Origin of the sequence: Curtobacterium sp. NPDC092190 (genome assembly GCF_044755625.1) — a bacterium.
In the GTDB taxonomy this organism is placed as follows: Bacteria; Actinomycetota; Actinomycetes; order Actinomycetales; family Microbacteriaceae; genus Curtobacterium.
Window position 1 is genome coordinate 664,588 of the sequence record NZ_JBIVRJ010000001.1, and the last position, 25,942, is coordinate 690,529.

A 25,942-nucleotide genomic window follows, 5' to 3' on the forward strand; every position below is an offset into this window, starting at 1 on the left:
GAGTCTACCGACGACGGGTGACGCGCGCGGACGAGCGGGCACCGGCGACGACGGCGGGCTCAGTTCAGCGCGAACCAGATCTGGTACATGCGGTAGACCATCACCGCGACGGTGAACGCCCCGGCTCCGAGCACGACCGTGCTCCACTTCGTCCGGTCGATCAGGGCCCACAGGATCGCTGCCGGCGGCACGAGCAGCACCGACACGGCGTACACCCCGAACTCGAGCGCGTTGCCCTGCGGCGGACTGCCGACGGCGGGGAGGACGAGCGAGACCACGCCCTGCGCCAGGAGCAGCAGCTCGATGAGGGCGAGGGAGCCGACGGTGTAGTCGTTGGGCTTCCAGCCGAGGAACCCGACGACCACGGCGAACAGCCCGGCGACCACGGCCACCGCCAGCTGCACCCACATGAACCACTCGATCACGCGCGCGCTCCGTCCGTCGTCGTCCCGACGGTCGCCGGGGCCGGGAAGTTGGTGATGACCCGCAACCGACCGCGCCGCACCGAGACGAGGCCGACCAGCCGGTCGTCGTCCTGCGCGACCGCAGCGACCGGCCCGTCGTGGTCGGGGTGCTCGACCGCGACCCGCTTGCCGTCCGTGAGGTCCTTCGCCGCGACCGCGTCGAGCGTGACGACGTCGAACAGTCGACGCGCGACGTCCGCCGGGCGTGCCAGGGCCGCCGCGACGTCGACCGATTCGTCCTCGAGGTCCACCGCGTCCGCGACGGCGAAGGGGCCGACGGCGGTGCGGCGGAGCGCCGTGAGGTGGGCGCCGGTGCCGAGGGCCGCCCCGACGTCACGCGCGAGCGCCCGGACGTAGGTGCCCGAGGAGCAGTCGACCACGACGTCGAGGTCCACGACGGGGACCGCTGCACCGTCGACGGTGACGGTGTGGTCGTCGCGGCCGGTGACCTCGAAGCGGGACACCGTGACGGTGCGGGAGCGCAGCACGACCTCCTCGCCCTTCCGGGCGAGGTCGTAGGCCCGTCGCCCGTCGACCTTGATCGCACTGACCGTCGAGGGCACCTGGTCGATCACCCCGCGCTGCGCGGCGATCGCACGCTCGATGGCATCGTCGGACACGTCGACGTCCGCGACCCCGACGGCTGACGTCGGCGTGCCGTCCGCGTCGTCCGAGTCCGTCCCGACGCCCAGTCGGATCGTCGCCGTGTAGGTCTTCCCGAGTCCGACCAGGTGCGTGAGGAGCCGGGTGGACGGTCCGGCGCCGAGCAGCAGCAGACCGGTCGCCATCGGGTCGAGGGTGCCCGCGTGGCCGATCTTTTTCAGGCCGAGGCGCCGGCGTGCGATCGACACCACCCGGTGACTGGAGATGCCCTGCGGCTTGTCGACGAGGAGGATGCCGTCAGGCGGGGTAGCGAGCACCGGACGAGGGTACCAGCGACGTGCGTCAGCCCGACCTGCCCGGTGTGGTCAGCAGGCGTCGTTCCACTCGCGACGGGGGTGGTCCGGGTCCGTCACGTCGAGCACGGCCGAGGCGGCGATCTTCACGTCCGCGCGACGCTCGAGGCGGCCGTCCTCCTGCTCCACCCACAGCGACCAGCGCCAGAGCCCCCGCGGACCCGGTGCGAGCAGTCCCTGCCCGTGCACGACGAGCACGCCCTCCCCCGCCCCGGTCGTGCGGAACGGCGTCACGACGTCGGCGCGGAGGACGTCGAGGTCGGCGGACGGCGCAGCGGCAGCCATCGCGGACACCCCCTGCTGCTGGAAGGCCCCGACGAGCGCCGCGGCGACCCGTTCGAGGTCGGTGCCGTCCTGCCCGTCGATGCCGACGACGGTCCGGTTCGTCCCGACCTGCGCGATCACCTCGCTCGCGATCGCGGCCATCGTGTCGGTCTCCTGCGGTGCCCAGCGTGCCATGCACCCACCGTAGGCTGTCGTGGTGAACGCGAGCGGAGCCTCCCGACCGGCTGTGGAGAACCCGACGGACCGGAGCCGTCCCGACATCGCGTCCCCGCTGGTGGCCTGGTTCCGCGCCGAGGCCCGCGACCTGCCGTGGCGGCGGCCAGGGTTCCCCGCCTGGGGCACGCTGGTCAGCGAGATCATGCTGCAGCAGACGCAGGTCGCGCGGGTCGTCCCCCGTCTGGAGGCGTGGCTCACCCGGTGGCCGACGCCTGCGGACCTCGCGGCGTCACCCCCCGGCGACGCGGTCCGCGCGTGGGACCGGCTCGGCTACCCGAGACGGGCGCTCGCACTGCACGCGGCGGCGACCGTGATCGCCGAGCAGCACGACAACGTGGTCCCGCGCGACGTCGACGCGCTCCTCGCCCTGCCCGGCATCGGTGACTACACCGCCCGCGCCGTGGCGGTGTTCGCGTACGGCGACCGGCACCCCGTGGTCGACGTGAACGTCCGCCGTGTGCTCGCGCGTGCGGTCCTCGGCGAGGGCGAGCCCGGACCGGCGAACGCGAAGCGGGACCTGCCGCTCATGGACTCGGTGCTCCCCGAGGACCGCGACACCGCAGCGGCCACGAACGCCGCGGTGATGGAGCTCGGCGCGCTCGTCTGCACCGCCCGTTCCCCCGCGTGCGACGCGTGCCCGATCGCCGACCGGTGTGCCTGGCGGGCTGCCGGGTACCCGGAGCACGACGGGCCACGGGCGCCGAAGCAGGCGCGCTTCGCCGGCAGCGACCGCCAGGTGCGCGGTCTGGTGATGGCCGAGCTGCGGGCCAGCGACGTGCCCGTCACGCGCGACGAGGTCGACCTGGTGTGGCCGGACGCCGAGCAGCGAGCCCGGGCGCTCGCGTCCCTGCTGCGCGACGGACTCGTGGTCGGCGACGACGCGTCCGGGTACCGCCTGCCCGACGCTTGACGGCCGTCGGGCCCGCCGCCTGACGGCCCCGCCTGCCCCGTGGCCGATCGGCCGCCCGTCGCACGACGACGGCCGCCGGACGGGGTGTCCGGCGGCCGTCGTGGTGCTGCGGCAGGTCAGGCGCGCTCGTCGCGCTCCTCGTCCTCGTCCTCGTCGTGCTTGTACGGGTCGGCATCACCGGCGTACTGTGCTCCGGCCGACGCGGCGCGCACCTGCGCGTCACGCTGCTGCGCCTGGACGAGCAGGTCCTCCATGTGGGCCGACGTCTCGGGCAGGGCGTCCGCGATGAACTCCAGCGACGGGGTGAGCCGCGCCGTGATGTTCTTGCCGACCTCGCTGCGGAGCATCCCGGTCGCGGCCTTGAGCGCGGCGGCCGAGTCGGCACGCTCCTCGTCGGTGCCGTAGACCGTGTAGAACACCGACGCGTGCTGCAGGTCGCCCGTCACGCGGACGTCGGTGATCGTGACGAAGCCGAGGCGCGGGTCGCGCAGCCCCTTGTCGAGCCGCCGTGCGACGACTTCCTTGATGCGGTCCGCCATCTTGCGAGCGCGCTGCGGATCGGCCATGGGTGCCTCCTGGGGCAGGGAATCTACTGGTGGAACGGGACGGACCCCGCCCCTCCCGAGGGAGGAGCGGGGTCCAGGATAGCCAGGCGTCAGTCGCGCGGCTTCTCGACGAGCTCGGTGGTCTCGATCTCGTCGCCGATCTGGATGTCGTTGTACTTGCCCAGACCGATACCGGCCTCGAAGTCCGTGCGGACCTCGGTGACGTCGTCCTTGAAGCGACGCAGCGACTCGATGGCCAGGCCGTCGGCGAGCACCACACCGTCACGGATGACGCGCGCCTTGGCGTTGCGCGTGATCGTGCCGGAGCGGACGATGACACCGGCGATGTTGCCGAACTTCGAGGAGCGGAACACCTCGCGGATCTCGGCGACACCCGACTGGACCTCTTCGTACTCGGGCTTGAGCATGCCCTTGAGGGACTGCTCGATGTCCTCGAGTGCGTTGTAGATGACCGAGTAGAAGCGCACGTCGATGCCTTCGCGCGCCGCACGCTCGCGGGCCTTGACGTCCGGGCGGACGTTGAAGCCGACGACGATCGCGTTGTCGATCGTGGCCAGGTCGATGTCCGACTCCGTGATCGCACCCACACCGCGGTGCAGGATGCGGAGCTGGACGCTGTCGTCGACCTCGATGTCCAGGAGCGACTGCTCGAGTGCCTCGACGGCACCGGAGACGTCACCCTTGATGATGAGGTTGAGCGAGTCGACCTTGCCCTCCTCGAGAGCACGGGTGAAGTCCTCGAGCGAGATGCGCTTGCGGGCCTTGGCCAGCTGGGCGTTGCGCTCGGCCGCTTCACGCTTCTCGGCGATCTGGCGGGCCGTGCGGTCCTCCTCCGTGACCAGGAAGGTGTCACCGGCGCGCGGCACCGACGACAGACCCTGCACCTGGACCGGACGGCTCGGCGTCGCGGCCTTGACCGCCACACCGTTCTCGTCCGTCATGGCACGGACGCGACCGTAGGCCGTGCCCGCCACGATGGCGTCGCCGACGTGCAGCGTGCCGGACTGGATGAGCACCGTCGCGACGGAACCGCGACCCTTGTCGAGGCGGGCCTCGATCGCGACACCGCGGGCGTCCTTGTCGGGGTTCGCACGCAGGTCGAGACCGGCGTCCGCCGTGAGCAGCACCGCGTCGAGCAGGTCCTGGATGCCGACGTTGTTGCGCGCCGACACGTCGACGAACATGACGTCGCCGCCGTACTCCTCGGCCACCAGGTTGTACTCGGTGAGCTGCTGCCGGACCTTCGCCGGGTTCGCGCCCTCCTTGTCGATCTTGTTCACCGCGACCACGATCGGCACGTTGGCCGACTGCGCGTGGTTCAGCGCCTCGATCGTCTGGGGCATGATGCCGTCGTCCGCCGCGACCACGAGGATCGCGATGTCCGTCACCTGCGCACCACGGGCACGCATGGCGGTGAAGGCCTCGTGACCCGGGGTGTCGATGAACGTGATCGGACGCTCGATGCCCTCGTGCTCGGTGACGATCTGGTACGCACCGATGTGCTGCGTGATGCCGCCGGCCTCGCCCTCGACCACCTTCGAGTTGCGGATGGCGTCGAGGAGTCGGGTCTTGCCGTGGTCGACGTGACCCATGACGGTGACGACCGGGGGACGCTGCTGCAGGACGGAGTCGTCCTCGTCGGCGTACTCGGCGTCGATGTCGATGTCGAAGCCCTCGAGGAGCTCGCGGTCCTCGTCCTCCGGCGACACGATCTGGATCTTGTAGCCGAGCTCCTCGCCGAGGACCTCGAACGTGGCCTCGTCCAGCGACTCGGTCGCCGTGGCCATCTCACCGAGGTGGAACAGCACGGTCACCAGGTTGCCGGGCATGGCGTCGATCTTGTCCGCGAAGTCCGAGATGCTCGCACCGCGACGGAGTCGCACGACCGTGTTGCCGTCGCCACGAGGGACCTGCACACCGCCGAGCGACGGCGCCTGCCGCATCTCGTACTCGGCGCGCTTCGTCCGCTTCGACTTGCGGGCACGGCTCTTGCCGCCACCGCGACCGAACGCACCGGCGGTACCACCACCGGGGCCACGACCGCGGCCACCGCCACCGGCGGGACGCGGACCGCTGAACGCCGGGCGCGGGAAGCCGCCACCGGCACCACCGGCACCACCCGGACGACCACCGGGGCCGCCACGACCGCCGCCCTGGCCCGGGCGCTGCCCGAAGCCGGGGGCACGGTTCGCCTGACCGGGGCCACCCGGTCGCGGTGCGCCCGGACGGGGCACGCCGGGACGCGGCGGGGCCGGACGCGGGATGCCGTTGCCGCCACCGGCACCGCCGGCAGGACGCTGACCCATGCCCTGGTTGGACGAGTACGGGTTGTTGCCGGGACGCGGCGGGCGCGAGCCCATGCCCTGGCTGGACGCGTAGGGGTTGTTGCCAGGGCGTGCGCCGGGCTTCGGACCGCCGGGCTTGGGGCCGGCTGCGGAGCCGGGCTTCGGCGCGCCGCCCGGCTTGACGGCGTCGCTCTTCGGAGCGCTCGCGTCGTCGCCGGACTGCTCACCCGACGCTGCCTGCTCGGCAGCGGCGGCCTTCTCGGCAGCCGCGGCCTTCTGTGCAGCCTCGGCCTCGGCCTGGCGCTGCGCGACCGACTTCGGCACGGCGGGCGTCGGGGTCTCGGCGACGGGCGCCTCGACCTCGGGCTCGGCCTTCGGCGCGGGAGCCGGACGCGCCGGACCCGGACGGGGACCGCCGGGCTTCGGGGCGCCGGACCGCGGGGCAGCGGCCTTCGCGGGAGCGCTCGGGCTCGCCGAGGCCGCGGGCTTCGACGCCGTCGAGGCGCCGTCCGCCTGCAGCGCAGCACGGAGCTTGCGCGCGACGGGGGGTTCCACACTGGAGCTCGGGCCCTTGACGAACTCGCCGAGTTCCTTGAGCTTCTCCATTGCGGTCTTGCTGTCGACACCGAGTTCGGATGCGATCTCGTGTACGCGTGGTTTTGCCACTGTTCTCCTTCACGGGTCCCACCCCGCGAAGGGGGCAGGACTCACTGGATGACGGGTCTCACTTCGAGCCGCTCATCAGTTGTCCATAAGCCGTTCAGCCTGTTCTGTCGTGTCCCGGTGACGCGCCTGCTCTTCGGCGCTGAGCGCCTCGAGGTAGTCACGTACCGCTGACGTGTCCGGTTCACGGTCGAGCCGGAGCGCGCGGCGGTAGGCCCTGCGCTTGACGGCCTGATCGTGTGCTTCGACGGTCGGGGTGAGCCAGGCTCCCCGCCCCGGCATGACTGCCTTCGGGTCCGCCACGACGCGACCGTCGCTCAGGGCGACGACACGGAGGAGGGAGGACCGGGGAGCACGACGACGACTGCCGATGCATGTTCTGACGGGAACCACCATACTCCTTGCCTCCGACCACCGCGATCCGGCGCGCCCGGACGGGCCACGCCACCAGCGAAACGGTGCCGGGCGACGAGCGTCGCCCGACACGGTCGTGTCCTACTCGTCGCCGTCCAGTATGGAGTCCGGCTGGATGTCGATGCGCGCACCGGTCAGCTTCGCGGCGAGACGGGCGTTCTGCCCTTCCTTCCCGATCGCGAGCGACAGCTGGTAGTCCGGCACCAGGGCACGGACCGCCTTCGTCGACGCATCGAGCACGAACGCGCTCGTGACCTTCGCGGGCGACAGTGCGCTCGCGACGAACGAGGCCAGGTCGGACGAGTAGTCGACGATGTCGATCTTCTCCGCACCGAGCTCGGTCGTCACGGCGCGGACGCGCGCACCGAGCTCGCCGATGCAGGCGCCCTTCGCGTTGACGCCCGGCTCGTTCGCCTTCACCGCGAGCTTGGTGCGGTGCCCGGACTCACGCGCGATCGACGTGATCTCGACCACGCCCGACGCGATCTCGGGGACCTCGAGCGCGAAGAGCTTCCGGACCAGGCCCGGGTGGGTGCGCGAGACCGTGATCTGCGGGCCCTTGGCACCGCGCCCGACGCTCGTGACGTAGACGCGGATGCGGTTGCCGTGCTTGTACTCCTCGCCCGGCACCTGCTCCTCGGGCGGCAGGATCGCCTCGACCGTGCCGAGGTCGACGTGCACCATCTTCGGGTTCGGACCCTGCTGGATCACGCCCGCGACGATGTCGCCCTCCTTGCCACGGAACTGGCCGAGGATCTTGTCGTCGCCGATGTCGCGCAGACGCTGGTTGATGACCTGCTTCGCGGCGAAGGCGGCGATGCGGCCGAAGTCACTCGGCTGGTCGACGGCCTCGCCGACGACGGTGCCGTCCTCGTCGCGCTCCGGCACGTAGACGGAGACCTCGCCGGACTTGCGGTCGAGCTCGACACGGGTCTGGGCGTCGACGGGCTCGTCGTTCTCCGCGCGGTGCTTCTGGTACGCCGTCAGGATGGCGGATTCGATGATGCGGACGAGTTCGTCGAACGGGATCTCCCGCTCGCGCTCCATGAGTCGCAGGACTGCGAGGTCGATCTTCACCGAGGTGCCTCCGTGTTCAGCTGAGTCGCTCCTGCGGGTGGAACTGCGCAGAAGTCGGCTACAAGCGTACCCCAGAACCACGAGACGGACCGGAGGCGCGGTGCCGGTCGACACCGCGCCTCCGGTCCGTGGAGGGGTTGCGATCAGATCGCGCGGACCGCCTCGAGCAGCTCGGCCACCGGGACGTCCCGACGCTCGCCCGAGCGGCGGTCCCAGAGCTCGACCACACCGTCGGCGGCGTTCCGCCCGGCGACGACGACGACGGGGACGCCGAGCAGCTCGGCGTCGCGGAGCTTCACGCCCGGGGACACCTTCGGACGGTCGTCGTACACGACGTCGTACCGCTCGCCCTCGAGGCTGTAGATGAGCGACGCAGCGAGGTCGTACGCGACCTGGTCCTTGCCCGTCGCCACGACGTGGACGTCGAACGGCGCGACCTCCCTCGGCCAGGCCAGGCCCTTCTCGTCGTTGTGCGCCTCGGCCAGGATCGCCATGATGCGCGTCACGCCGATGCCGTACGACCCCATGGTGACCGTCGCGAGCTTGCCGTTCTCGTCCTGCACCTTGAGGTCGAGCGCCTCGGCGTACTTGCGGCCGAGCTGGAAGACGTGACCGATCTCCATGCCGCGGGCGGTCTCGAGCGGGCCGGAGCCGTCCGGAGCGGGGTCGCCCGCACGGACGTCGGACACCTCGGCGACGCCGTCCGCGGCGAAGTCGCGACCCATCACGAGGCCGGAGACGTGGACGCCGCGCTCGTTCGCGCCGGTGATCCAGCTCGTCCCCTCGACCACGCGCGGGTCGACGAGGTAGCGGATGCCCGACGGGCTCGCGGAGCCGAGCACCTGCGGGCCGATGTAGCCCTTCACGAAGACGCCCGGGTGCTTCCGGAAGTCGTCGTCGCCGGCGGCCTCGACCTCGGCCGGTGCGAAGGCGACCTCGGCGCGCTTCAGGTCGACCTCGCGGTCACCGGGCAGTCCGACCACGACGACCTCGCGGGTGCCGTCGAGGTGGGTCAGCGCCAGCACGACGTTCTTCAGCGTGTCAGCAGCGGTCCACGGTGCGCCGTCACGCGGGGCGACCTCGTTCGCGTGGGCGACGAGCGTGTCGATCGTCGGCGTGTCGGCAGCGGGCAGGAGCACGGGCTCGGGCTGCCCCGCGATCGGCAGGGCGTCGGGGACGGGCGTGTTGTACGCCTCGACGTTCGCCGCGTAGCCGCCGGCGCTGCGGACGAAGGTGTCCTCGCCGACGCCGATCGGGTGCAGGAACTCCTCGGACTTCGAGCCGCCCATCGCGCCGGCATCGGCCGCGACGATGACGTACTCGAGGCCCAGGCGGGCGAAGATCTTCTCGTAGGCGTCGCGCATCACCTGGTAGCTGCGGTCGAGCCCCTCGTCGGTGAGGTCGAACGAGTACGCGTCCTTCATCGTGAACTCGCGGCCGCGGAGCAGACCGGCGCGCGGGCGGGCCTCGTCGCGGTACTTGTCCTGGATCTGGAACAGCGTGACGGGCAGGTCCTTGTACGAGCCGTACAGGTCCTTCACGAGGAGCGCGAACATCTCCTCGTGCGTCGGCGCGAGCAGGTAGTCGGAGCCCTTGCGGTCCTGCAGGCGGAACATGCCGTCGCCGTACTCGGTCCAGCGGTCCGTCGCCTCGTAGGGCTCGCGGGGCAGCAGCGCCGGCAGCAGGACCTCCTGCGCACCGGCGGCCACCATCTCCTCGCGGATGATGTCCTCGATCTTGCGCCGCACCCGCAGGCCGAGCGGGAGCCACGCGAAGATGCCCGGGGACTGACGACGGACGTACCCGGCGCGGACGAGCAGCTTGTGGCTCGTCACCTCGGCGTCGGAGGGGTCGTCGCGGAGCGTGCGGAGGAAGAGATGGGAGAGCCGTGTGACCACGGACGCAAGCCTAGCGGCGCGCGTCCGACGACGGCGGCTCAGGTCGTCGTGACGACCTGCGGGGTCCCGGTGGCGGCGTCCGGACCCATCTCGTCGGCGATGCGGTTCGCCTCCGCGATCAGCGTCTGCACGATCTCCCGCTCCGGGACGGTCCTGACGACCTGCCCCTTCACGAAGATCTGTCCCTTGCCGTTGCCGGAGGCCACGCCGAGGTCCGCCTCGCGCGCCTCGCCCGGGCCGTTCACGACGCAGCCCATGACGGCGACGCGCAGGGGCACGGTCATGCCCTCGAGGCCCTTCGTCACGTCGTTGGCCAGCTGGTAGACGTCGACCTGTGCACGGCCGCAGCTCGGGCAGGAGACGATCTCGAGCTTGCGCTCACGCAGGTTGAGCGACTGCAGGATCTGCAGGCCGACCTTGACCTCCTGTGCAGGGGGCGCGGACAGCGAGACGCGGATGGTGTCGCCGATGCCCTCGGCGAGCAGGATGCCGAACGCGGTGGCGCTCTTGATCGTGCCCTGGAACTCCGGCCCGGCCTCGGTGACACCCAGGTGCAGCGGCCAGTCCCCCGCGGCGGCGAGCTGGCGGTAGGCCTTCACCATGACGATCGGGTCGTTGTGCTTGACCGAGATCTTGAAGTCGTGGAAGTCGTGCTCCTCGAAGAGCGATGCCTCCCACACGGCGGACTCGACGAGCGCCTCGGGCGTGGCCTTGCCGTACTTCTGCAGCAGGCTCGGTTCGAGCGACCCGGCGTTGACACCGATGCGCAGCGACACCCCGGCGTCCTTCGCGGCCCGGGCGATCGCACCGACCTGGTCGTCGAACTTCCGGATGTTGCCCGGGTTCACGCGGACGGCGGCGCACCCGGCGTCGATGGCCTGGAAGACGTACTTCGGCTGGAAGTGGATGTCGGCGATGACCGGGATCTGCGACTTCTTGGCGATGATCGGCAGTGCGTCGGCGTCGTCCTGGCTCGGGACCGCGACGCGGACGATGTCGCAGCCGGACGCCGTGAGCTCGGCGATCTGCTGCAGCGTCGCGTTGATGTTCGTCGTCGGCGTCGTCGTCATCGACTGCACGGAGACCGGGGCGTCACCGCCCACGAGGACCTTCCCCACCCGGATCTGCCGCGACTTCCGACGCGGGCTCAGGGTTTCGGGGACTTTCGGCAGACCGAGGTTCACTGCTGGCACGGGTGTGACTCTACGCGCTCCCGGTGACGTCACACCTGGTCGGTGACCAGGTCCGCCCCGCGGTCCACGACCGTGATGAGCGGCCCGTACAGCCGCATGAGCGCGAGGGCACGCTCGTGGTCCTCGTCGCTCGCGCCGGCGCACGCGTCGGCGACGACCGTGACGGTCGCTCCCGCGTCCGCCGCAGCCAGCGCGGTGGACACGACGCAGCAGTCGGTGGACACCCCGGTGAGCACGAGGTGCGGGTGCTCGCCGACGACGGCCCGGAGGCCCGCTCCCCACTTGCCGAACGTCGGCTCGGTGACGACGGGGTCACCGTGGGCCGTCGCCGCAGCCGAGAAGGGGGCGGTCAGGTCGTACAGGGGGTCGGTGTCGGGCACGAGCGCGAACGACCACTCGCGGTAGTAGGGCACCCACGCGCCCTGCGGGCGCTCGGGCGCGACGAACCGGGTGAACACGGTGCGCCCGGCGAACCGCGGGAGCAGCCGTCGCGTCCCGGCAGCGGCGTCGTCGTACCGCGGTGTCGCCCACGGGCTGTCGCCGGTGAAGACCTCCTGCAGGTCGATCGCGACGAGCCAGGCATCGGTCGGGACCGTGACGCTCATGCGTCGTGCTCCTGGCGGCGGATCGTCCCGCGCGCCGTGAGCAGCGTGCCGGCGAAGCCGACGACCAGGGCGACGAGGACCCCGAGGTTCGCGTACGCCCAGGCGCCCTCGCGGCCGCCGAGGCCGAACGGTCCCAGCAGGTACCCCTGCCAGTTGAGCCACGCGGGCACACCGTACGTGTTCGTGACGAGTCCCCAGCCGAGCACCGTCCCGAGCAGGACGAGCCCGATCGCGGCCCAGCGCACGTCCCCGTAGCGACCGCGCACGTCGTCGAGCTCGCCGTCGGCGTAGGCCCGACGCCGCAACACCACGTCGGCGACGAACACCCCGGCCCACGCGGCGATCGGGACGCCGAGCGTGACGAGGAACGCCTGGAACGGCGAGATGAAGTCCTTCGCGAAGAAGACGACGTACACGGCGCCGGCGACCATGAACACGCCGTCGACGCCCGCCGCGACCGGCCGCGGGATCCGCACGCCGGCGCTGAGCAGCGCCAGGCCCGACGAGTAGATGTCGAGCACGGCACCGCCGACGAGTCCGAGGATCGCCACGAGGGCGAACGGCACGAGGAACCAGACCGGCAGGATCGTCGTCAGCGCGCCGATCGGGTCCGCGCCGATCGCGGCGTTCAGGTCCTTCGACGAGCCGGCGAGCAGGACGCCGACGACGACGAGGACCGCGGGCGCCAGGGCGCCGCCGAACGTCGTCCACCAGACCACGCCGCCCGTCGAGGACGTCCGCGGGAGGTACCGCGAGTAGTCCGCCGCCGCGTTGACCCAGCCGAGGCCGAAGCCCGTCATCACGAGCACCAGCGCGCCGATGACGTTCTGCGCGCTGCCCGCCGGCAGGGCGCCGAGGGTGCCGAGGTCGATCGAGGGCACCGCGAGGACGACGTACACGACGGTGAGCACGGCGGTCACGACGGTGATGACGGTCTGCAGGCGCATGATCACGTCGAAGCCCGCGATCCCGGCCCCGACCACCAGGGCCGCCACGACGACGAGGGCGACGAGCTTCGTCACCACACCGTCGTCCCAGCCGAGCTCGCGGAACACCGTCGAGGTGGCGAGCACCGCGAGCGACGCCAGTGCGGTCTCCCACCCGACCGTCAGGACCCAGCTGAGGAACGACGGCAGCCGGTTCCCCCGCACGCCGAAGGCCGCGCGGCTCAGCACCATCGTCGGAGCCGACCCGCGCTTGCCCGCGATCGCCACGATGCCGCACAGCAGGAACGAGAAGGCCACCCCGACGACGGACACGATCGTGGCCTGCGCCAGGGAGATGCCGAAGCCGAGGACGAACGAGCCGTAGCTCAGCCCGAGCACCGACACGTTGGCGGCGAACCACGGCCAGAACAGCCCGCGCGGGCGCCCCTTCCGGTCGGACTCGGCGATGACGTCGATGCCCTGGCGCTCGACGGCGCGGACCTCTGGCGCGGTGCTCATGCGCCGAGCGTAGTGGGCAGCGCGACCCGCGTGCGCGAGCGGTCGCGCTACCCGAACAGGTTCACGGGACGCACGATGTCGGCGTAGATGAGCAGCGCGCTCATCCCGGCCAGCAGCACCACGACGACCATCGTCAGCGGCATCGACTTCGCCAGGTCGATCGCGCCCGGGTCCGGCTTGCCGACGAGCACGTACGCACGGCGCTTCACGGCCTCCCACAGCGCACCGGCGATGTGCCCGCCGTCGAGCGGCAGGAGCGGCACCATGTTCAGCACGAACAGGCCGATGTTGAGCGAGGCGAGCAGCCCGAGGATCGTGTACGCCTTGTCGACCACCGGCACGCCGCTCATCGACGAGACCTCGCCGATCGCCCGACCGACGCCGACGACCGACACCGGGCTGTCCTGCGACCGCTCCTGCGCGCCGAAGGCCGCGTTCCAGACGGCGATCAGACGCTGCGGGAGGTCGATGATGAGGTGCGCCGACGCGGCGATCTGCGCCCCGGTCGCGGGCAGCACCGCCGCCGGCGACTGCCGGACCAGCGACTGCCCGATGCTGACACCGACCACGCCCACGCGCTGGGTCTTCGTCGAGCCGTCCGCGTTCTTCGCGACCGTGCCCTGCTCGGTGACGACGTCACGGGTCGCGAGCTGCGGCGTGACCTCGAGCGTCCGCCGCTGGCCGTCACGCTCCACGACGACGCTGACGCTCTCCCCTGCCGACCGCTGGAACACACGGGACACCTCGGCGATCGTCGGGTCCTGCTGCCCGTCCACCGCGAGCACGACGTCGCCGTCGCGGATGCCCGCCTGCTTCGCGGGCGATTCGGCATCCCCGGCGGTGCAGGTCGTCGCGCTGCTCGTCGGCAGCACGCAGTCGACGCTCGACGTGAAGGTGGTGGTCGGCGCGCCGAACCCGCACAGCAGCACGCCGAACAGCACGATGCCGATCACCAGGTTCATGGCGGGCCCCGCGACCATGACGATGATCCGCTTCCACGGCGTCAGCCGGTAGAACGCGCGGGAGTCGTCGCCGCCGGAGTCGGCGATCTGCTCCGCGCTGGCCTGGCGGGCGTCCTGCACGAACGCGCCGTACATGCCGGTGTTCGTGATCGCGTTCGGCCGGCCCGATGCACGCGGCTTGAGCATGCCGACCATGGAGATGTACCCGCCGAGCAGGATCGGTCGGATGCCGTACTCGGTCTCCCCCCGTCGGAAGGACCAGATCGCCTTGCCGAAGCCGAGGGAGTACTGCGTGACCTTCACCCCGAAGAGCTTCGCGAACGACAGGTGTCCGAGTTCGTGGAGTCCGATCGAGACCAGCAGGCCGACGATGAAGACGACCACGCCGAGGACGAAGAGGAGCACGGATTCGACGGTCACCGTCAGAGGGTACGGGACCCTTCCCATGACGGAGCCGAACGCGCCCTGAGAGGTCTGCCGTGCCTCCCGGCCGGCCTGGAGGCACGGATCACCGTGGGCGCACGCGTCGCGCGACCGCGCGGCGGGCTCGCGACGCCCCGGTGCGTCAGCGGGCCAGCAGGCGGTCCGCCGTCACGCGCGCCCAGCGCTCCGCCGCCAGGACGCCGTCGAGGGAGGACTCCCCCGCGGTGTGCTCGTCGACGACGCGACGGACGGTGTCGACGATGTCGAGGAAGCCGATCGCACCCGCGTGGAACGCGGCGACCGCCTGCTCGTTCGCCGCGTTGAAGACCGCCGGGAAGGTCCCACCCAGCACGCCCACGTGCTTGGCCAGGTCGACGGCGCCGAACGCCTCGGCGTCGAGCGGTTCGAACGTCCAGGTGCTCGCGGTCGTCCAGTCCAGCGGGACCCCGACGCCGGGCACCCGGTCCGGCCAGGCGAGGCCGAGCGCGATGGGCAGCCGCATGTCCGGCGGTGAGGCCTGGGCGATCGTCGACCCGTCGACGAACTCGACCATCGAGTGCACGATCGACTGGGCGTGCACGGTGACGTCGATGCGGTCGTAGGGCACGCCGAACAGCAGGTGCGCCTCGATGACCTCGAGCCCCTTGTTCACCAGCGTGGCGGAGTTCGTCGTCACCACCAGGCCCATGTCCCACGTCGGATGCGCGAGGGCCTCGGCCGGGGTGACGTCGCGCAGGCTCTCCCGTGAGCGTCCGCGGAACGGTCCGCCGCTGGCCGTGAGCACCAGGCGGCGGACCTCCGCGTCGGAACCGGAGCGCAGCGCCTGCGCGATCGCGGAGTGCTCGCTGTCGACGGGCACGATCTGCCCGGCACGGGCGGCGGCCTGCACGAGCGCACCGCCGACGATCAGGCTCTCCTTGTTCGCCAGGGCGAGCGTCGCACCGGACTCCAGCGCGGCGAGCGTCGGACCCAGGCCGACGGAACCCGTGATGCCGTTGAGCACGACGTCCGCCTCGACGCTCCGGACGAGGCGTTCGGCGTCGGCCGCGCCGAAGGCGGTGTCACGGACGTGGAACCGTTCGGCCTGTTCGGCGACGAGGGCACGGTTCGTGCCGGCGGTCAGGCCGACGACCTCGAAGCGGTCGGGGTTCCGGGCGACGACGTCGAGGGCCTGGGTGCCGATCGAGCCCGTGCTGCCGAGGACGACGATGCGACGCCTGGTCGGCACGGGTCAGCCCTTGGCGAGGACGTCGACGACGAAGACGAGGGAAGCGTCCTTCGGGATGCCCGAGCCCTCGGGCGGGTTCGAGCCGTAGGCGTCCTCGGGCGTGGTCACGATGAGGACCTGGGACCCGACCTTCTGCCCGACGAGCCCGGTGACGAAGCCCTTGATGAGCGAGCCCTCGGAGACGGTGAAGGTGGTCGGAGCACCCTTCGACCACGAGGAGTCGAACTCCTTGCCGTCCGCCAGGGTCACGCCCTTGTACTGCACGAGGGCGGTGTCACCGTTCTCGATCGTCGCGCCGTCGCCCTGCTTGAGGACCTCGACCTCGGTCTTCGACGGGGCCGTCGCACCGGACGGGATCGTGATCTCCGGCTCGCCGCTCGCCTTGTCCTCGACCGTGGGCAGCGACGGGTCCTGCGTCTGCGGCGTGCCGGTCGCCTTCGTCGGGGTCTGCGCGACGACGTCCGCCACGACGACGATCTCCCCGCCGGTGTTGAAGCCGAGCGCCGACGACTCGCCGACCACCGCGACCCGGTCCCCGACCTTCGTGCAGGCGAGCAGCGCGCCGAAGCCGGTCCCGCCGACGGAGAGCACCTGCGGGTTCCCCTGGTCGAACCCGACCGCGCCGAGCTTCGAGGCGTCCGAGGCCTTGTAGACGGCGTACGACACCTGGGCGAACTCGCCGCTCTTGAGCGCCTTGCCCGAGCCCTGCACCACCGTCGTGGCCTGCGGGGTCTCCGCGCTGAGGCCCTTGTCGAAGGTGACCTTCGGCGCCTCCGACCCGGCGACCGCGCCGGTGACCGCGATGCTCTTCGACGCCGAGCCCGACTCCGGGCACGACGAGATGGGCGTCGCCGTGGCGCTGGCGGACGCGCTGGGCGAGGCCGAGGCGTCACCCGAGCCGTTCCCGGAGCAGGCGGCGAGTCCGAGCACGACGGCTGGGACGATGGCGATCGGGAGCAGGCGGAGACGCTTCACGGGACCCTATCCTGCCGCACGCACCTTGGTGGCGGGCGTGTGGTGGACGGGGAACGCCACCGAGCGGGCGATGAAGCACAGGCGGTTCGCCTCGGCGTGGGCGGCCTCGGCGTCCGCGACGCGGTCGGCCTCGAGCACGGTGACGACGGGGCGGAGGGTGACCTCGGTGACCTCGCCGGTGCCGTCGCGGTGCACGTCGAGCGAGGCCGTCGCCGTGTCCTCGTAGTCGACCACGGTGAAGCCCCGCTGCACGGCGACGTAGAGGTAGCTCATCATGTGGCACTGGGCGAGGGCGCCGAGCAGCATCTCCTCGGGGTTCCACCGGTCGCGGTCGCCGCGGAACGCGGGGTCCGCCGAACCGGCGATGGCGTGCTTGCCGGGCGCCGTGACCTCGTGGTCGCGGCCGTAGTCGCGGTAGCCGCTCGTCCCGGTGCCGCGGTCACCCGTCCAGCGGACGGAGACCTCGTACGTGTGGTCGGTCACGGTGCGCTCCTTCGTGCGTGCTGCTGGGTGCTGGACGTGGCGCCTGCCGGCCCCTCGCTACGATGACGGCATGACGGTGAGCCACGACGTCCGCACAGACCGCCATCCTCTCACCGCCGAGGGCTCCGTCGAGCTCGCGGTGCTGGACCGGAACGGCTTCGACGAGAGCCGGCACGTCGGTGCCGGCGTCGTCGTCGCGGCCGACGGGACCGTGCTCGACGCCGTCGGCGACGTGACGGCGAGCGTGTACCCCCGCTCCACGATGAAGCCCTTCCAGGCCCTGGCCATCCGTCGCGCCGGCGCGGTCTTCAGCGACGACGAGCTCGTGCTCACGACGGCGAGTCACGCCGGCACCGCTGCGCACCAGGCCCTCGCGCTGCACATGCTCGAGTCCTTCGACCACGTCGAGTCCGACCTGGGCTGCCCGCCCGACCTGCCGTTCGACCGGGCCACCGCCCGCACCATGGACGGCCCGCGGCGCCTGGCGATGAACTGCTCGGGCAAGCACGCCGGGATGCTCGCCGCGTGCCGGGTGAACGGCTGGGACGAGGCGACCTACCTCGACGTGGCGCACCCGCTGCAGCAGCGGGTCCGGGAGACCGTGGAGGCGTACACCGGCGAGACCGTCGACGTCGTCGGCACGGACGGCTGCGGCGCGCCCGTGTTCCCGCTCACCCTGCACGGGCTCGCCCGTGGGTTCGCGGGTGTCGTCGCCCGTTCGGACTCGGACACCGCGGCACTCGTGGACGCCGTGCTCGACCACCCGTGGGCGATCGACGGTGTGGGTCGGGCGAACACGGTGACGATCGAACGACTCCGGGTGCTCGCGAAGTTCGGTGCCGAGGGCGTGATGGTGATGGGGCTCCCCGGTGGAGCGGCGGTCGCGGTCAAGACGCTCGACGGGTCGCAGCGTGCCGGGACGCTCGCGGCGCTCACGTTGCTCGAGCGGAACGGCATGGTGGACGCCGCGGGCGTCGCCGACGTGCTGGCCGCCACCGGCGAGCAGGTGCTCGGTGGCGGCGTGCCGGTCGGTGCCGTGCGCGCGGGGGCCGGACTGCGCTGACCGCCGGCTGCCCGACACGGCACGGTCACCCTGCGACGAGCTCGTCGACGGGATCCCCGGCCAGCAGCGGGAGCACGGGCTCGAAGGACGGCGCCACGCCGTCCCCGTCGCCGTCGCCGTCGTTCCACAGCCGGCACCCGTGCCGCGTGACCTCGATGACGCGGTCCCGTCGACGCGGGAGGAGGTGGACGCCGGGGACGAGCACCACGGTCGCCTGCACCCTGCCGAGACCGTCGTGGCGCACGGCGACCGCGGTCCCCGTCGGTGTCGGACGCACGCCGGGCGGCGCTCCGGACTGCGGACCCGCATCGGAGACGATCCGCACGCCGGCGTCCGCGCTCCCCGCCGCACCGGCTGTCCCGTCGATGGCGGACGCGGCGAGCTGGGCGCCGAGCGCATCGAACACCGCCCGCGCGAACGCCCCGGTGCCGAGGACGACGACGTGGGACGGCGACCCGGGGTCGGCGCGGATCCGCTCGGCTCGACCGTCGGGTCCTCGTCCGAGCACCAGCCCCTCGACGACGGCGCCGCCGACGCCGACGCCGACGCCGACGCCGGAAGCGTGCGGGTCCGGGGTCCACGACGACGCCCCGACGGCGTCGCTCAGCGCGTCGTCTCCGCACACTTCTGGTGCGGCGACTGCTGGTCCGGCGACTGCTGATCCGGAGACTGCTGGTCCGGAGACGGCATCCGTCGGCATGGTCACGACGACCGCGGGCGGTGGATCGGCACCGGTGCCCCTGACCGTCAGGGCGTCGAGCACCGCGCAGCTCGCTGCGGCGACGAGCAGCACCGTCCTGGCGACCACCGGGAGGTCGCCGACGACCCCGACGAGCAGCAGCACCACGGCCGGACCGACCAGGCAGCAGCGGGCGACGAGCGGGGACACGGACCGAGACTGACAGCCCCGCGCGTCCGGGTTCGGGCGCACGGGGCTGCTGGTGGAGACCGGGTCGCGGTCGCTGCCCTGTGGAGGAACGGCCGGCTGGCGGTCAGGGCTACTGCACGAGGAAGAACTGCTCCCCGATGTCGACCCGTGCACCGCGCTCCACGCGGTAGCGACGCCCGGCTTCACAGCGGCGGATGCTCCCGTCGATGTGCCGGATCACCGTGCCGTTGCCCGAGTGCCGGTCGGACACCCAGAGGTCGTCGCCGTCACGCCCGAGCTCGAGGTGCGTCTTGGACACCGACTTGCCGGGGTCGTGCACCGTGAGCAGGTCGTCGAACCGCTCGCCCGGCTGCGGTCGGGGCAGCCGGCCCAGCAGGCCCGTACCGTGCACCGCCGTGCGCTCCCCGGTGCTGAAGTGCAGCACGAACGGCGCGTCCGAGGTGGTCTTGACGACGATCCGCGTCTCCTCGACGTCCTCGTCGGGGTCGAGGTCGCCGCTCGACGGCACCGTCGTGGACCCGACGGGCGGGAGGACCGGGCCGGTCGCCCCCGGGATCGGGGGCAGCGGCGCGGCGCGCGGGACCGGCGGCAGGTCGGGACCGCCGGCGCCCTGCGCCGAGGACGGCAGGGTCGGCGAAGCGGGAGCAGGCGGGACCGGTCCTCCGTCGTGTGCGCTCCGGTGCCCGCCGGGCGCGGCACCCTCGTCGTCGGCGAGGTGGCGGCCCGGCCCCGCAGCGGGCTCGTCCGACCGGTCCTCGTGCACCTGGTCCGCGTCGGGCTGTCCGGCGTCGGGCTGTCCAGCGTCGGGCTGTCCGGCGTCGGGCTGTCCGGCGTCGGGCTGTCGGGTGTCGGACTGTCCGGCATCGTGCTGTCCGGCGTCGGACGCCGCACCGCCGAGGTGCTCGGTGCCGGACCCGGCGTCCTCGGGGACATCCGCTTGCGACGCGTGGTCCGTGGAGCCCCGCTCGGCGCCGCCGTCGGCGGAACCGGGGTCCGAAGGCTCGTCGTCCACACGGATCTCGTCGTCGGCCGCCCAGTCCGGCCGCGCCAGGGGCAGCGGCACGACGGGCCCGGTGAAGGCAGCCGTCACGGTCGGACGGACGGCGCCGCACTCCGCGCAGAAGATGTCATCGGGTTCGAGGGCGTGGCCGCACACCGGGCAGGTGGCCGGACCGTTCCCCGGAGCGATCAGGGGCGTCGGTGCCGGACGACGGTCGACCAGTGGCTCCACGACGGCGGTGTCGCCGGCACGGGGACGTTCGTCGGCGGACGGGTCCTCGACCTGGTCCTCGACCGGCGGCTCGGCTGCCGCGCCTCCGCGGCCCACCCACCACGACGGTCGCGACGGAGCTGCCGTCGGCTGCTGTGCGACGGGCGGCGCCCACACCGGGGCCGTCGGCGGCGCCTCGGGCGCAGCGGACGGTGCCTCTGGCACGGGGGACGGCGTCCCGGAGCCGGACAGGTCCCCCGGGGCCGGCGCGAGACGGGTTCGTTCGGTGTCGGCCTCGTCGTCGGCAGCGGACCCGGTCGGGGACGACGGGTACGCGTCGGGATCGAGGGGCGGCTCCGGCTCCGGCTCCGACGCCCCGGACCGCTCGTCCGTGCGGTGCTGCTCGTGCGTCCACCGGTCGTCCCCGACGCGGTCCGACCGACCCGGGTCGACGCCTTCGGGGCGCAGCCACGACGGATCGTCAGCCGGAGCTGCGGGAACGGCCGGGACCACAGGAGCGGACGGTGCGGTGGGGCGAGCGTCCCCGGTCGCGCCGGAGCGCTGCCGGTCCTCGCCGATGAGCCACGCACGGGTCGCGGGGTCGAGCGTCGCCTCGGGCAGCCAGGCCTCGGCGGCGGGATCGGGTCGGCGGCCGTGCTGGTCGGGTTGCCGGAGCGGTGGCGGCGGGGTGTCGTCGACGGGCGCAGCCGGCGCGGGCCGACGGTTCGCCGAGACGTTCACCGACCGCCCGCACTCACCGCAGAAGATCGCCCCGTCGGGCAGCATCGAGCCGCAGTGTTCGCATCTGATCACGGTTCGCCTCTGTCCTCACTCGGCCGTCCACGACGCTCGCCGGCCTCCGGCCCATCGTAGTCACCGGCCCCGGGACGCCCCTGGTCGTGGCGATCGGTGCCGGACGGACGCACAGCACCGCTCGGCCTCCGCCGGGTCGCCGGACGGCGTCGACCCCACCCGGCGGAGCGGAGGGACCGCAGCGACACGGCCGCCCGCCAGCGCTGGCGCCGCGTGCGGTCATCGGCCAGGCTCGCGATGGCCTCGTCCGTCGCTGACCACATCCGGTCCGCGGTCGCCGCGTCGACCGCCCCGGGTCCGAACACACTGCGGTCCGCCAGCGCGGCGAGTCCGCTCCCGCCGCGCCCGGGCGCGCCGGCGACCACCTCGCGCCGCGTCGCTGCGCCCGGCACCTCGTGCCCGCGGTCGACCAGCGCGTCCCGGTACTCCTCCCAGGCTCCGGTGACCCGGGCACGCGGTGTCGGGGCGCGGCGTCGTCGACGTCGGCGCAGCCGTTTGCGCAGCAGCACCACCGCGAAGGGCAGGAGGACGAGCGCGAGGAACCCGAGGGTCGCGAGCACCCACGGCAGGGCTGCGAGCAGCACCTGCAGCCACAGCGGCGGGACGGGCGGTGTCTCGCGGTCGCTCTGCGGCGGGGCCTGCTGGTCCTGGTCCTGCTGCTCGACGGGCGGCGGTGGGACGACGGTCTCCGGGCGCGTGACGGGTTGCGGCGTCTGGTCCTGCTCGTCCGGGATCTCGCGGAGGACGGGGTTCGGGTCGAGGGTGACCCACCCCCACTGCGCGGTGTCCACCTCGACCCGCGCGGTCACGTCCGACCCGCGCAGGGTCGTGGCCCCGCCCGACGGACCGGCTGCCGCCGAACCCGGTTCCGACGAGGACCTCCGGACGTCCCCGCCCGGGGTGAACCCCATCACCACCCGCGACGGGAACCCGATCTGCCGGGCCATCAGCGCGGCGGCGACCGCGTACTGCTCCTGGTCCCCGATCATGACCGGCGCGGTGAGGAGCTCCTGGATCCGGTCAGCGCCGTGCCCGGACCGGCTGGCCCGGTCGTCGCCGACGCCGTGGCTGACGTACCCGGTGCTGGTGAGCCACCGGACGGCCGCGACGAGCTCCTCGCCGGGCGTCCGTGCGTCCGCGGTCGTCGACTCGACCCGCTCCCGCACCGCGTCCGGCACCCCGGTCGGCGACGGCACGTCGGCGGTCCCGGGACGCGCCGACGCGAGCTGCTCGTCGTCCGGCTGGTCGGGCAGCACGGCCTCGAGGTCGTAGCGCGTGTCCGTCCCCACCCCGCCGACCACCGCACCGGTCGACGTCGCGCGGTCGTAGAAGAAGGACCGGCGATCCTGCTCGGCGTCGGCCCCGCGGAACGTCACCGACTCCAGGTCGCCGACGGTGGGCAACCACACGCCACGGTAGGCGGCGACGTCCACCCCGACGCGCACGTCGCTGCCGCGCACGTTGCTCACGTCCACGGTCGTGGGGACCCGTTCGAAGGTGCCGGAGGCCGAGGACCCGTCGTCGCCACCCACACGGAAGACGACACCGTCGTACGTGTCGAGGGTCGCGATGCGCACGAACCCGCCCTGCGGCAGCCCGGTGACGCGCAGCTGCGGTGCGTCGGCAGCACCTGGTTCCTCGTACGACCGGAACGCGCTGAGCGGGCTCACCTCGTCCCGCGGGTCGAACGGTCGCACGACGTCGGTGCGCGCGACGCTCCGGCCGACCGTCGGCGGGGCGACCGATCCGAGACCGGTCGCGACGACCGCAGCGGCCAGGACCGTCCCGGTGCCGACGAGCGCCGGACGCGCGACGGACCGCCACACCGGCACACGGGCGCCGACGGTCGTCGCCACGGCGACGGCCCGGCGCGCGTGCCGGACCGTGAGCGCCCACACGAGCGCGATCCCGCCGAGGCCGACGGCGGTCGCGACCGACAGGTCGAGACGGCTCGGACCGACCACGACGCCCGCCGCGAAGAGGACGAGCGCCGGGATGCTCGCGGTCTCCGGCCGGGAGGCACGGACCGCCACGGTCACGGCCGTCACCGTGGCGACGAGGGTCGTCACGAAGTACGGGACGAGCAGCGACTCGTAGGACCCGACCGGCAGGCTGACGGTGACCAGCCGCTTCCAGTCGAGCGCGACGCCGGCGAAGAGGTCGACGAGTCCGGGTCCGGTCGGCAGCAGCCCCGCTGACTCCCCCGGGACCGCGGCGGGCACCCCGGTCACGGTGAAGACGGCCACGGTGAGGACGCCGACGACCGCTGCCGGCAGCCGACCCAGTGCACCGGTCAGCGCGACCGCGGTGCCCGCGACCACGGCGGTGACGCCGGCGGTCACCATCGACCCGTCCCGGTGGACCGGCCACCAGGCGGTGCTCGCCACGGCGAGCAGGAGCCAGACGACCAGGGTGCCGCCGACCGAGCGGACCGGGGCGCGCCGGCGAGCCGCTCGGCGCGTGGCGCGGCGGCCCCTGGTCGGGCGGTCGAGCGGGGGTGCGGCACTCACGCGGCGGCCGCCGTCCGGTGCAACGCCTGGCGGAGGTCCTCGAGGTAGCCGATGGTCAGGACGGTGAGCCCTGCCACCCGGAGCACCCGGGGCTGGGCCTCCGGTTCGCAGGTGACGGCGACGACCTCGACCCCGACGGGGAGGCGCGTGGCGGCGAGCCGGAGCGCGGGGAGCCCGACCGTCGACCCGACGACCAGGAACGCGACGGAGATGCCGGCCGTGTCGTTCCCGACGATCCGGGCGACCTCCGCGACGGGCAGGCACGCGTCGGACAGCCCGACGGTCGCGAACTCGTCGAGCAGACGGGTCGGCGTGACGGTGGCGAGCCGGTGCACCGCGTAGGACGGCCGCTTCGCGTACTCCGACGTGCGCTCGGACACCACGACCGAGACGTCCCGTCCGTCGCGGACCGCACGAGCCCCGAGTGACGCGGCAGCGCTCACCGCCAGCTCGAACTCGTCGTCGTCCGCGAACTCGGCCCGACGGCTCGCGAGGGCGACGACCAGGTGCGAGCGTCGGGTGTCCTCGAACTGCCGGACCATGAGCGCGCCGGACTTCGCGGTCGACTTCCAGTGGACGGTGCGCGGGTCGTCGCCCGGGACGTACTCGCGGACGGCGTGGAAGGCGATGTCCGCCGGGGAGAGGTCGGTCGTGGCCTGCCCCTCGAGGTCGCGGACGAGTCCCGTGCTCGTCGACGGGATCGCGATCGTCCGCGGGTGCACGATGACCTGTTCGCGGGCGGTCCACACGACCTCGCGCCGCACCAGCCCCACCGGGTCGGCCCGGACGCCGGTGACCGGTCCGACGTCGAGCACCCCGCGTCGGACCGTCGGCACGGGTACCTGTTCCTCGAACACGCCTCCCGGGGCGACGGTCGGCACGGCGACGTCCACGAGTCCGTCCCCGACCGGCAGCTCCACCGTGGCCGGGACCGACGGCAACCGGGCCGGGTTCTCCGCGGTGACCACGACGCCGGCGTCGTCGCCGACCGCCACACGGTGCTGCGGCAGGCGCATCCGGACCACGAGCCGGGTCCGCCCGACGAGGGCGACCGCGGCCACGACGGCGAGCACCGCCCCGGCGAAGCCCACCACGACGACCTCGCGCAGACCGAAGCGGTACCCCACGGCGAAGGCGACGACCGTGACGACGGCGACCGTCCAGCCCAGGCCGGTGACCACCGCGGCGACCTCGCCCCACAGACGCCGCACGGTCCTCCAGGCCGTCGCCCACGCCTTCGCGATCCCGACGACGGCGTCGGCGACGACGCCCTCGCGGTCACCGACGAGTCGGGTGCGCACGTTCGTGAGCCCGGCGACCGTCGTCGTCCGCTCGGCGGCGACGGAGCCGCGACGGGACCTCGTGCTGCCGCGTCGCGTCCTGGTGCTGCCGGGACGGCGGTCGGTCACGACGCCGCTCGGTCGGCGGGCGGCGGGGTCTCGACGAGGAGCTGCGCCACGACGCTGGTGGCGCTGACCCCGTCGAACTCCGCCTCGGCGTCGAGCACCAGGCGGTGTGCCAGCACCGGGACGGCCAGGGCCTTGACGTCGTCCGGCGTGACGTAGTGGCGGCCCTGCACGGCGGCGTACACGCGTGCGGCACGGATCAGCCCCATGGCACCGCGGACGCTGACGCCGAGTCGGACCTCGCTCGCGGCGCGGGTCGCGTCGACCAGGCGTGCCACGTAGTCGGCGATCGTCGGGTCGACGTGGACCGTGCGGGCGAGGGCGGCCATCTCGGTCACGGTCGCGGCGGGGACGACGCTCGGCAGCGGCACCGAGGCGGACGGCGCCGAGGACGTCTCGAGGATCCGCACGGTGGCGGCGTGGTCCGGGTAGCCGATCGAGGTGCGCACGAGGAACCGGTCCAGCTGGGCCTCGGGCAGGCGGTACGTGCCGGCCTGCTCGATCGGGTTCTGCGTGGCGATGACCATGAACGGGGCAGCCAGGCGGTGGTTCACACCGTCGACGGTCACCGTCGACTCCTCCATCGCCTCGAGCAGCGCGGACTGCGTCTTCGGGCTGGCCCGGTTGATCTCGTCGGCGAGGACGACGTTGGCGAACACCGGCCCGCGGTGGAAGTCGAACTCCTGCGTGCGCTGGTCGTAGACGCTGATGCCGGTGATGTCGCCGGGCAGCAGGTCGGGGGTGAACTGGATCCGGTTGGTCGACCCCTGCACGCTCTGTGCCATCGCACGGGCGAGGCTCGTCTTGCCGGTGCCGGGGACGTCCTCGAGGAGCAGGTGTCCCTCGCTGAGCATGGTCGTCACGGCGAGGCGGATGACGAACGTCTTCCCGAGGAGCACCTGCTCGACGTTGGTCACGATCCGTCCGGCGACGTCGGCGAACCAGGCGGCCTGCTCGGGGGTCATGCTCATGCGGTGGGGTCCTCGTTCTGGTGGTGGGATCG

The 25,942-nt window shown here is 72.8% G+C and carries 22 protein-coding genes; 2 read left to right on the forward strand and 20 right to left on the reverse strand.

What is annotated here, in order from left to right; all coding sequences use genetic code 11:
* Positions 1-59: 59 nt before the first annotated feature.
* From ACIQFY_RS03090 to ACIQFY_RS03100, 3 genes are read right to left on the reverse strand one after another with little or no spacing between them, the layout of a single operon-like run.
* Complete coding sequence (locus ACIQFY_RS03090) at positions 60-425, reverse strand: hypothetical protein (protein ID WP_209682430.1); 366 nt, start codon at positions 423-425, stop codon at positions 60-62.
* A complete protein-coding gene (gene truB / locus ACIQFY_RS03095; RefSeq protein ID WP_400338216.1) occupies positions 422-1,384 on the reverse strand; it encodes a tRNA pseudouridine(55) synthase TruB in 963 nt (320 codons plus the stop codon). Before truB ends, ACIQFY_RS03090 begins: the two co-directional genes overlap by 4 nt.
* 48 nt (positions 1,385-1,432) lie before the next feature.
* The gene (locus tag ACIQFY_RS03100) at positions 1,433-1,879 is read right to left on the reverse strand and encodes a hypothetical protein (protein WP_144411305.1); all 447 of its coding nucleotides are present in this window, start codon (positions 1,877-1,879) and stop codon (positions 1,433-1,435) included.
* A gap of 52 nt (positions 1,880-1,931) precedes the next feature.
* Between ACIQFY_RS03100 and ACIQFY_RS03105 the strand changes: the two genes are divergently transcribed.
* Positions 1,932-2,831 (forward strand): A/G-specific adenine glycosylase, encoded by a 900-nt coding sequence (locus ACIQFY_RS03105; protein ID WP_396137149.1) that lies wholly within the window; start codon positions 1,932-1,934, stop codon positions 2,829-2,831.
* A 116-nt stretch (positions 2,832-2,947) separates the two neighbouring features.
* Here the strand turns inward: ACIQFY_RS03105 and rbfA are convergent, their stop codons facing one another.
* The 12 genes from rbfA to ACIQFY_RS03165 form a co-directional block, all read right to left on the reverse strand.
* Complete coding sequence (gene rbfA, locus ACIQFY_RS03110; RefSeq protein ID WP_209682424.1) at positions 2,948-3,397, reverse strand: 30S ribosome-binding factor RbfA; 450 nt, start codon at positions 3,395-3,397, stop codon at positions 2,948-2,950.
* Positions 3,398-3,486: 89 nt separating this feature from the next.
* Positions 3,487-6,348, reverse strand: a complete 2,862-nt coding sequence (gene infB, locus ACIQFY_RS03115) for a translation initiation factor IF-2 (RefSeq protein ID WP_400338219.1) — start codon at positions 6,346-6,348, stop codon at positions 3,487-3,489.
* 75 nt (positions 6,349-6,423) lie between these two features.
* Positions 6,424-6,741 (reverse strand): YlxR family protein, encoded by a 318-nt coding sequence (locus ACIQFY_RS03120; protein ID WP_082687788.1) that lies wholly within the window; start codon positions 6,739-6,741, stop codon positions 6,424-6,426.
* Between the two features lie 99 nt (positions 6,742-6,840).
* Positions 6,841-7,836: a transcription termination factor NusA gene (gene nusA / locus ACIQFY_RS03125; protein WP_066654582.1), complete on the reverse strand. Its 996-nt coding sequence runs from the start codon at positions 7,834-7,836 to the stop codon at positions 6,841-6,843.
* A 143-nt stretch (positions 7,837-7,979) separates the two neighbouring features.
* On the reverse strand, positions 7,980-9,734 hold the full coding sequence (locus ACIQFY_RS03130; protein WP_400338221.1) for a proline--tRNA ligase: 1,755 nt from the start codon (positions 9,732-9,734) through the stop codon (positions 7,980-7,982).
* A gap of 38 nt (positions 9,735-9,772) precedes the next feature.
* The gene (ispG, locus tag ACIQFY_RS03135) at positions 9,773-10,906 is read right to left on the reverse strand and encodes a flavodoxin-dependent (E)-4-hydroxy-3-methylbut-2-enyl-diphosphate synthase (protein WP_066658317.1); all 1,134 of its coding nucleotides are present in this window, start codon (positions 10,904-10,906) and stop codon (positions 9,773-9,775) included.
* A gap of 50 nt (positions 10,907-10,956) precedes the next feature.
* A complete protein-coding gene (locus ACIQFY_RS03140; protein ID WP_209682417.1) occupies positions 10,957-11,532 on the reverse strand; it encodes a cysteine hydrolase family protein in 576 nt (191 codons plus the stop codon).
* A complete protein-coding gene (locus ACIQFY_RS03145) occupies positions 11,529-12,977 on the reverse strand; it encodes a purine-cytosine permease family protein (protein ID WP_400338223.1) in 1,449 nt (482 codons plus the stop codon). Before ACIQFY_RS03145 ends, ACIQFY_RS03140 begins: the two co-directional genes overlap by 4 nt.
* A 47-nt stretch (positions 12,978-13,024) precedes the next feature.
* The gene (locus ACIQFY_RS03150; protein ID WP_400338224.1) at positions 13,025-14,359 is read right to left on the reverse strand and encodes a M50 family metallopeptidase; all 1,335 of its coding nucleotides are present in this window, start codon (positions 14,357-14,359) and stop codon (positions 13,025-13,027) included.
* 145 nt (positions 14,360-14,504) lie between these two features.
* On the reverse strand, positions 14,505-15,590 hold the full coding sequence (gene dxr / locus ACIQFY_RS03155) for a 1-deoxy-D-xylulose-5-phosphate reductoisomerase (protein ID WP_400338226.1): 1,086 nt from the start codon (positions 15,588-15,590) through the stop codon (positions 14,505-14,507).
* Between the two features lie 3 nt (positions 15,591-15,593).
* Complete coding sequence (locus tag ACIQFY_RS03160; RefSeq protein WP_400338227.1) at positions 15,594-16,565, reverse strand: FKBP-type peptidyl-prolyl cis-trans isomerase; 972 nt, start codon at positions 16,563-16,565, stop codon at positions 15,594-15,596.
* Between the two features lie 6 nt (positions 16,566-16,571).
* Positions 16,572-17,048, reverse strand: a complete 477-nt coding sequence (locus tag ACIQFY_RS03165; RefSeq protein WP_400338229.1) for an OsmC family protein — start codon at positions 17,046-17,048, stop codon at positions 16,572-16,574.
* 70 nt (positions 17,049-17,118) lie between these two features.
* On the opposite strand from ACIQFY_RS03165, the gene ACIQFY_RS03170 reads away from it, so the two are divergent.
* Positions 17,119-18,111 (forward strand): asparaginase, encoded by a 993-nt coding sequence (locus ACIQFY_RS03170; RefSeq protein WP_400338231.1) that lies wholly within the window; start codon positions 17,119-17,121, stop codon positions 18,109-18,111.
* Positions 18,112-18,136: 25 nt separating this feature from the next.
* On the opposite strand, the gene ACIQFY_RS03175 is transcribed toward ACIQFY_RS03170, so the two are convergent.
* From ACIQFY_RS03175 to ACIQFY_RS03195, 5 genes are all read right to left on the reverse strand, one after another.
* Positions 18,137-19,000, reverse strand: a complete 864-nt coding sequence (locus ACIQFY_RS03175; RefSeq protein ID WP_400338233.1) for a hypothetical protein — start codon at positions 18,998-19,000, stop codon at positions 18,137-18,139.
* Between the two features lie 109 nt (positions 19,001-19,109).
* Positions 19,110-21,023, reverse strand: a complete 1,914-nt coding sequence (locus ACIQFY_RS03180; RefSeq protein WP_400338234.1) for a zinc-ribbon domain-containing protein — start codon at positions 21,021-21,023, stop codon at positions 19,110-19,112.
* Entirely contained in the window at positions 21,020-23,533 is a 2,514-nt protein-coding gene (locus tag ACIQFY_RS03185) for a transglutaminaseTgpA domain-containing protein (protein ID WP_400338235.1), read from the reverse strand. Before ACIQFY_RS03185 ends, ACIQFY_RS03180 begins: the two co-directional genes overlap by 4 nt.
* Entirely contained in the window at positions 23,530-24,942 is a 1,413-nt protein-coding gene (locus ACIQFY_RS03190) for a DUF58 domain-containing protein (RefSeq protein ID WP_400338237.1), read from the reverse strand. The genes ACIQFY_RS03185 and ACIQFY_RS03190 overlap by 4 nt, the downstream gene beginning before the upstream one ends.
* Positions 24,939-25,910 (reverse strand): MoxR family ATPase, encoded by a 972-nt coding sequence (locus tag ACIQFY_RS03195; RefSeq protein ID WP_066654604.1) that lies wholly within the window; start codon positions 25,908-25,910, stop codon positions 24,939-24,941. The genes ACIQFY_RS03190 and ACIQFY_RS03195 overlap by 4 nt, the downstream gene beginning before the upstream one ends.
* Between the last annotated feature and the right edge of the window lie 32 nt (positions 25,911-25,942).

Excerpts from the sequence above, each read along its gene's own strand:
- ACIQFY_RS03195 (WP_066654604.1), bottom strand. The coding sequence starts at position 25,910 with ATGAGCATGACCCCCGAGCAGGCCGCCTGGTTCGCCGACGTCGCCGGA.
- ACIQFY_RS03100 (WP_144411305.1), bottom strand. The coding sequence starts at position 1,879 with ATGGCACGCTGGGCACCGCAGGAGACCGACACGATGGCCGCGATCGCG.
- rbfA (WP_209682424.1), bottom strand. The coding sequence starts at position 3,397 with ATGGCCGATCCGCAGCGCGCTCGCAAGATGGCGGACCGCATCAAGGAA.
- ACIQFY_RS03140 (WP_209682417.1), bottom strand. The coding sequence starts at position 11,532 with ATGAGCGTCACGGTCCCGACCGATGCCTGGCTCGTCGCGATCGACCTG.
- ACIQFY_RS03170 (WP_400338231.1), top strand. The coding sequence starts at position 17,119 with ATGACGGTGAGCCACGACGTCCGCACAGACCGCCATCCTCTCACCGCC.
- ACIQFY_RS03145 (WP_400338223.1), bottom strand. The coding sequence starts at position 12,977 with ATGAGCACCGCGCCAGAGGTCCGCGCCGTCGAGCGCCAGGGCATCGAC.
- ACIQFY_RS03120 (WP_082687788.1), bottom strand. The coding sequence starts at position 6,741 with ATGGTGGTTCCCGTCAGAACATGCATCGGCAGTCGTCGTCGTGCTCCC.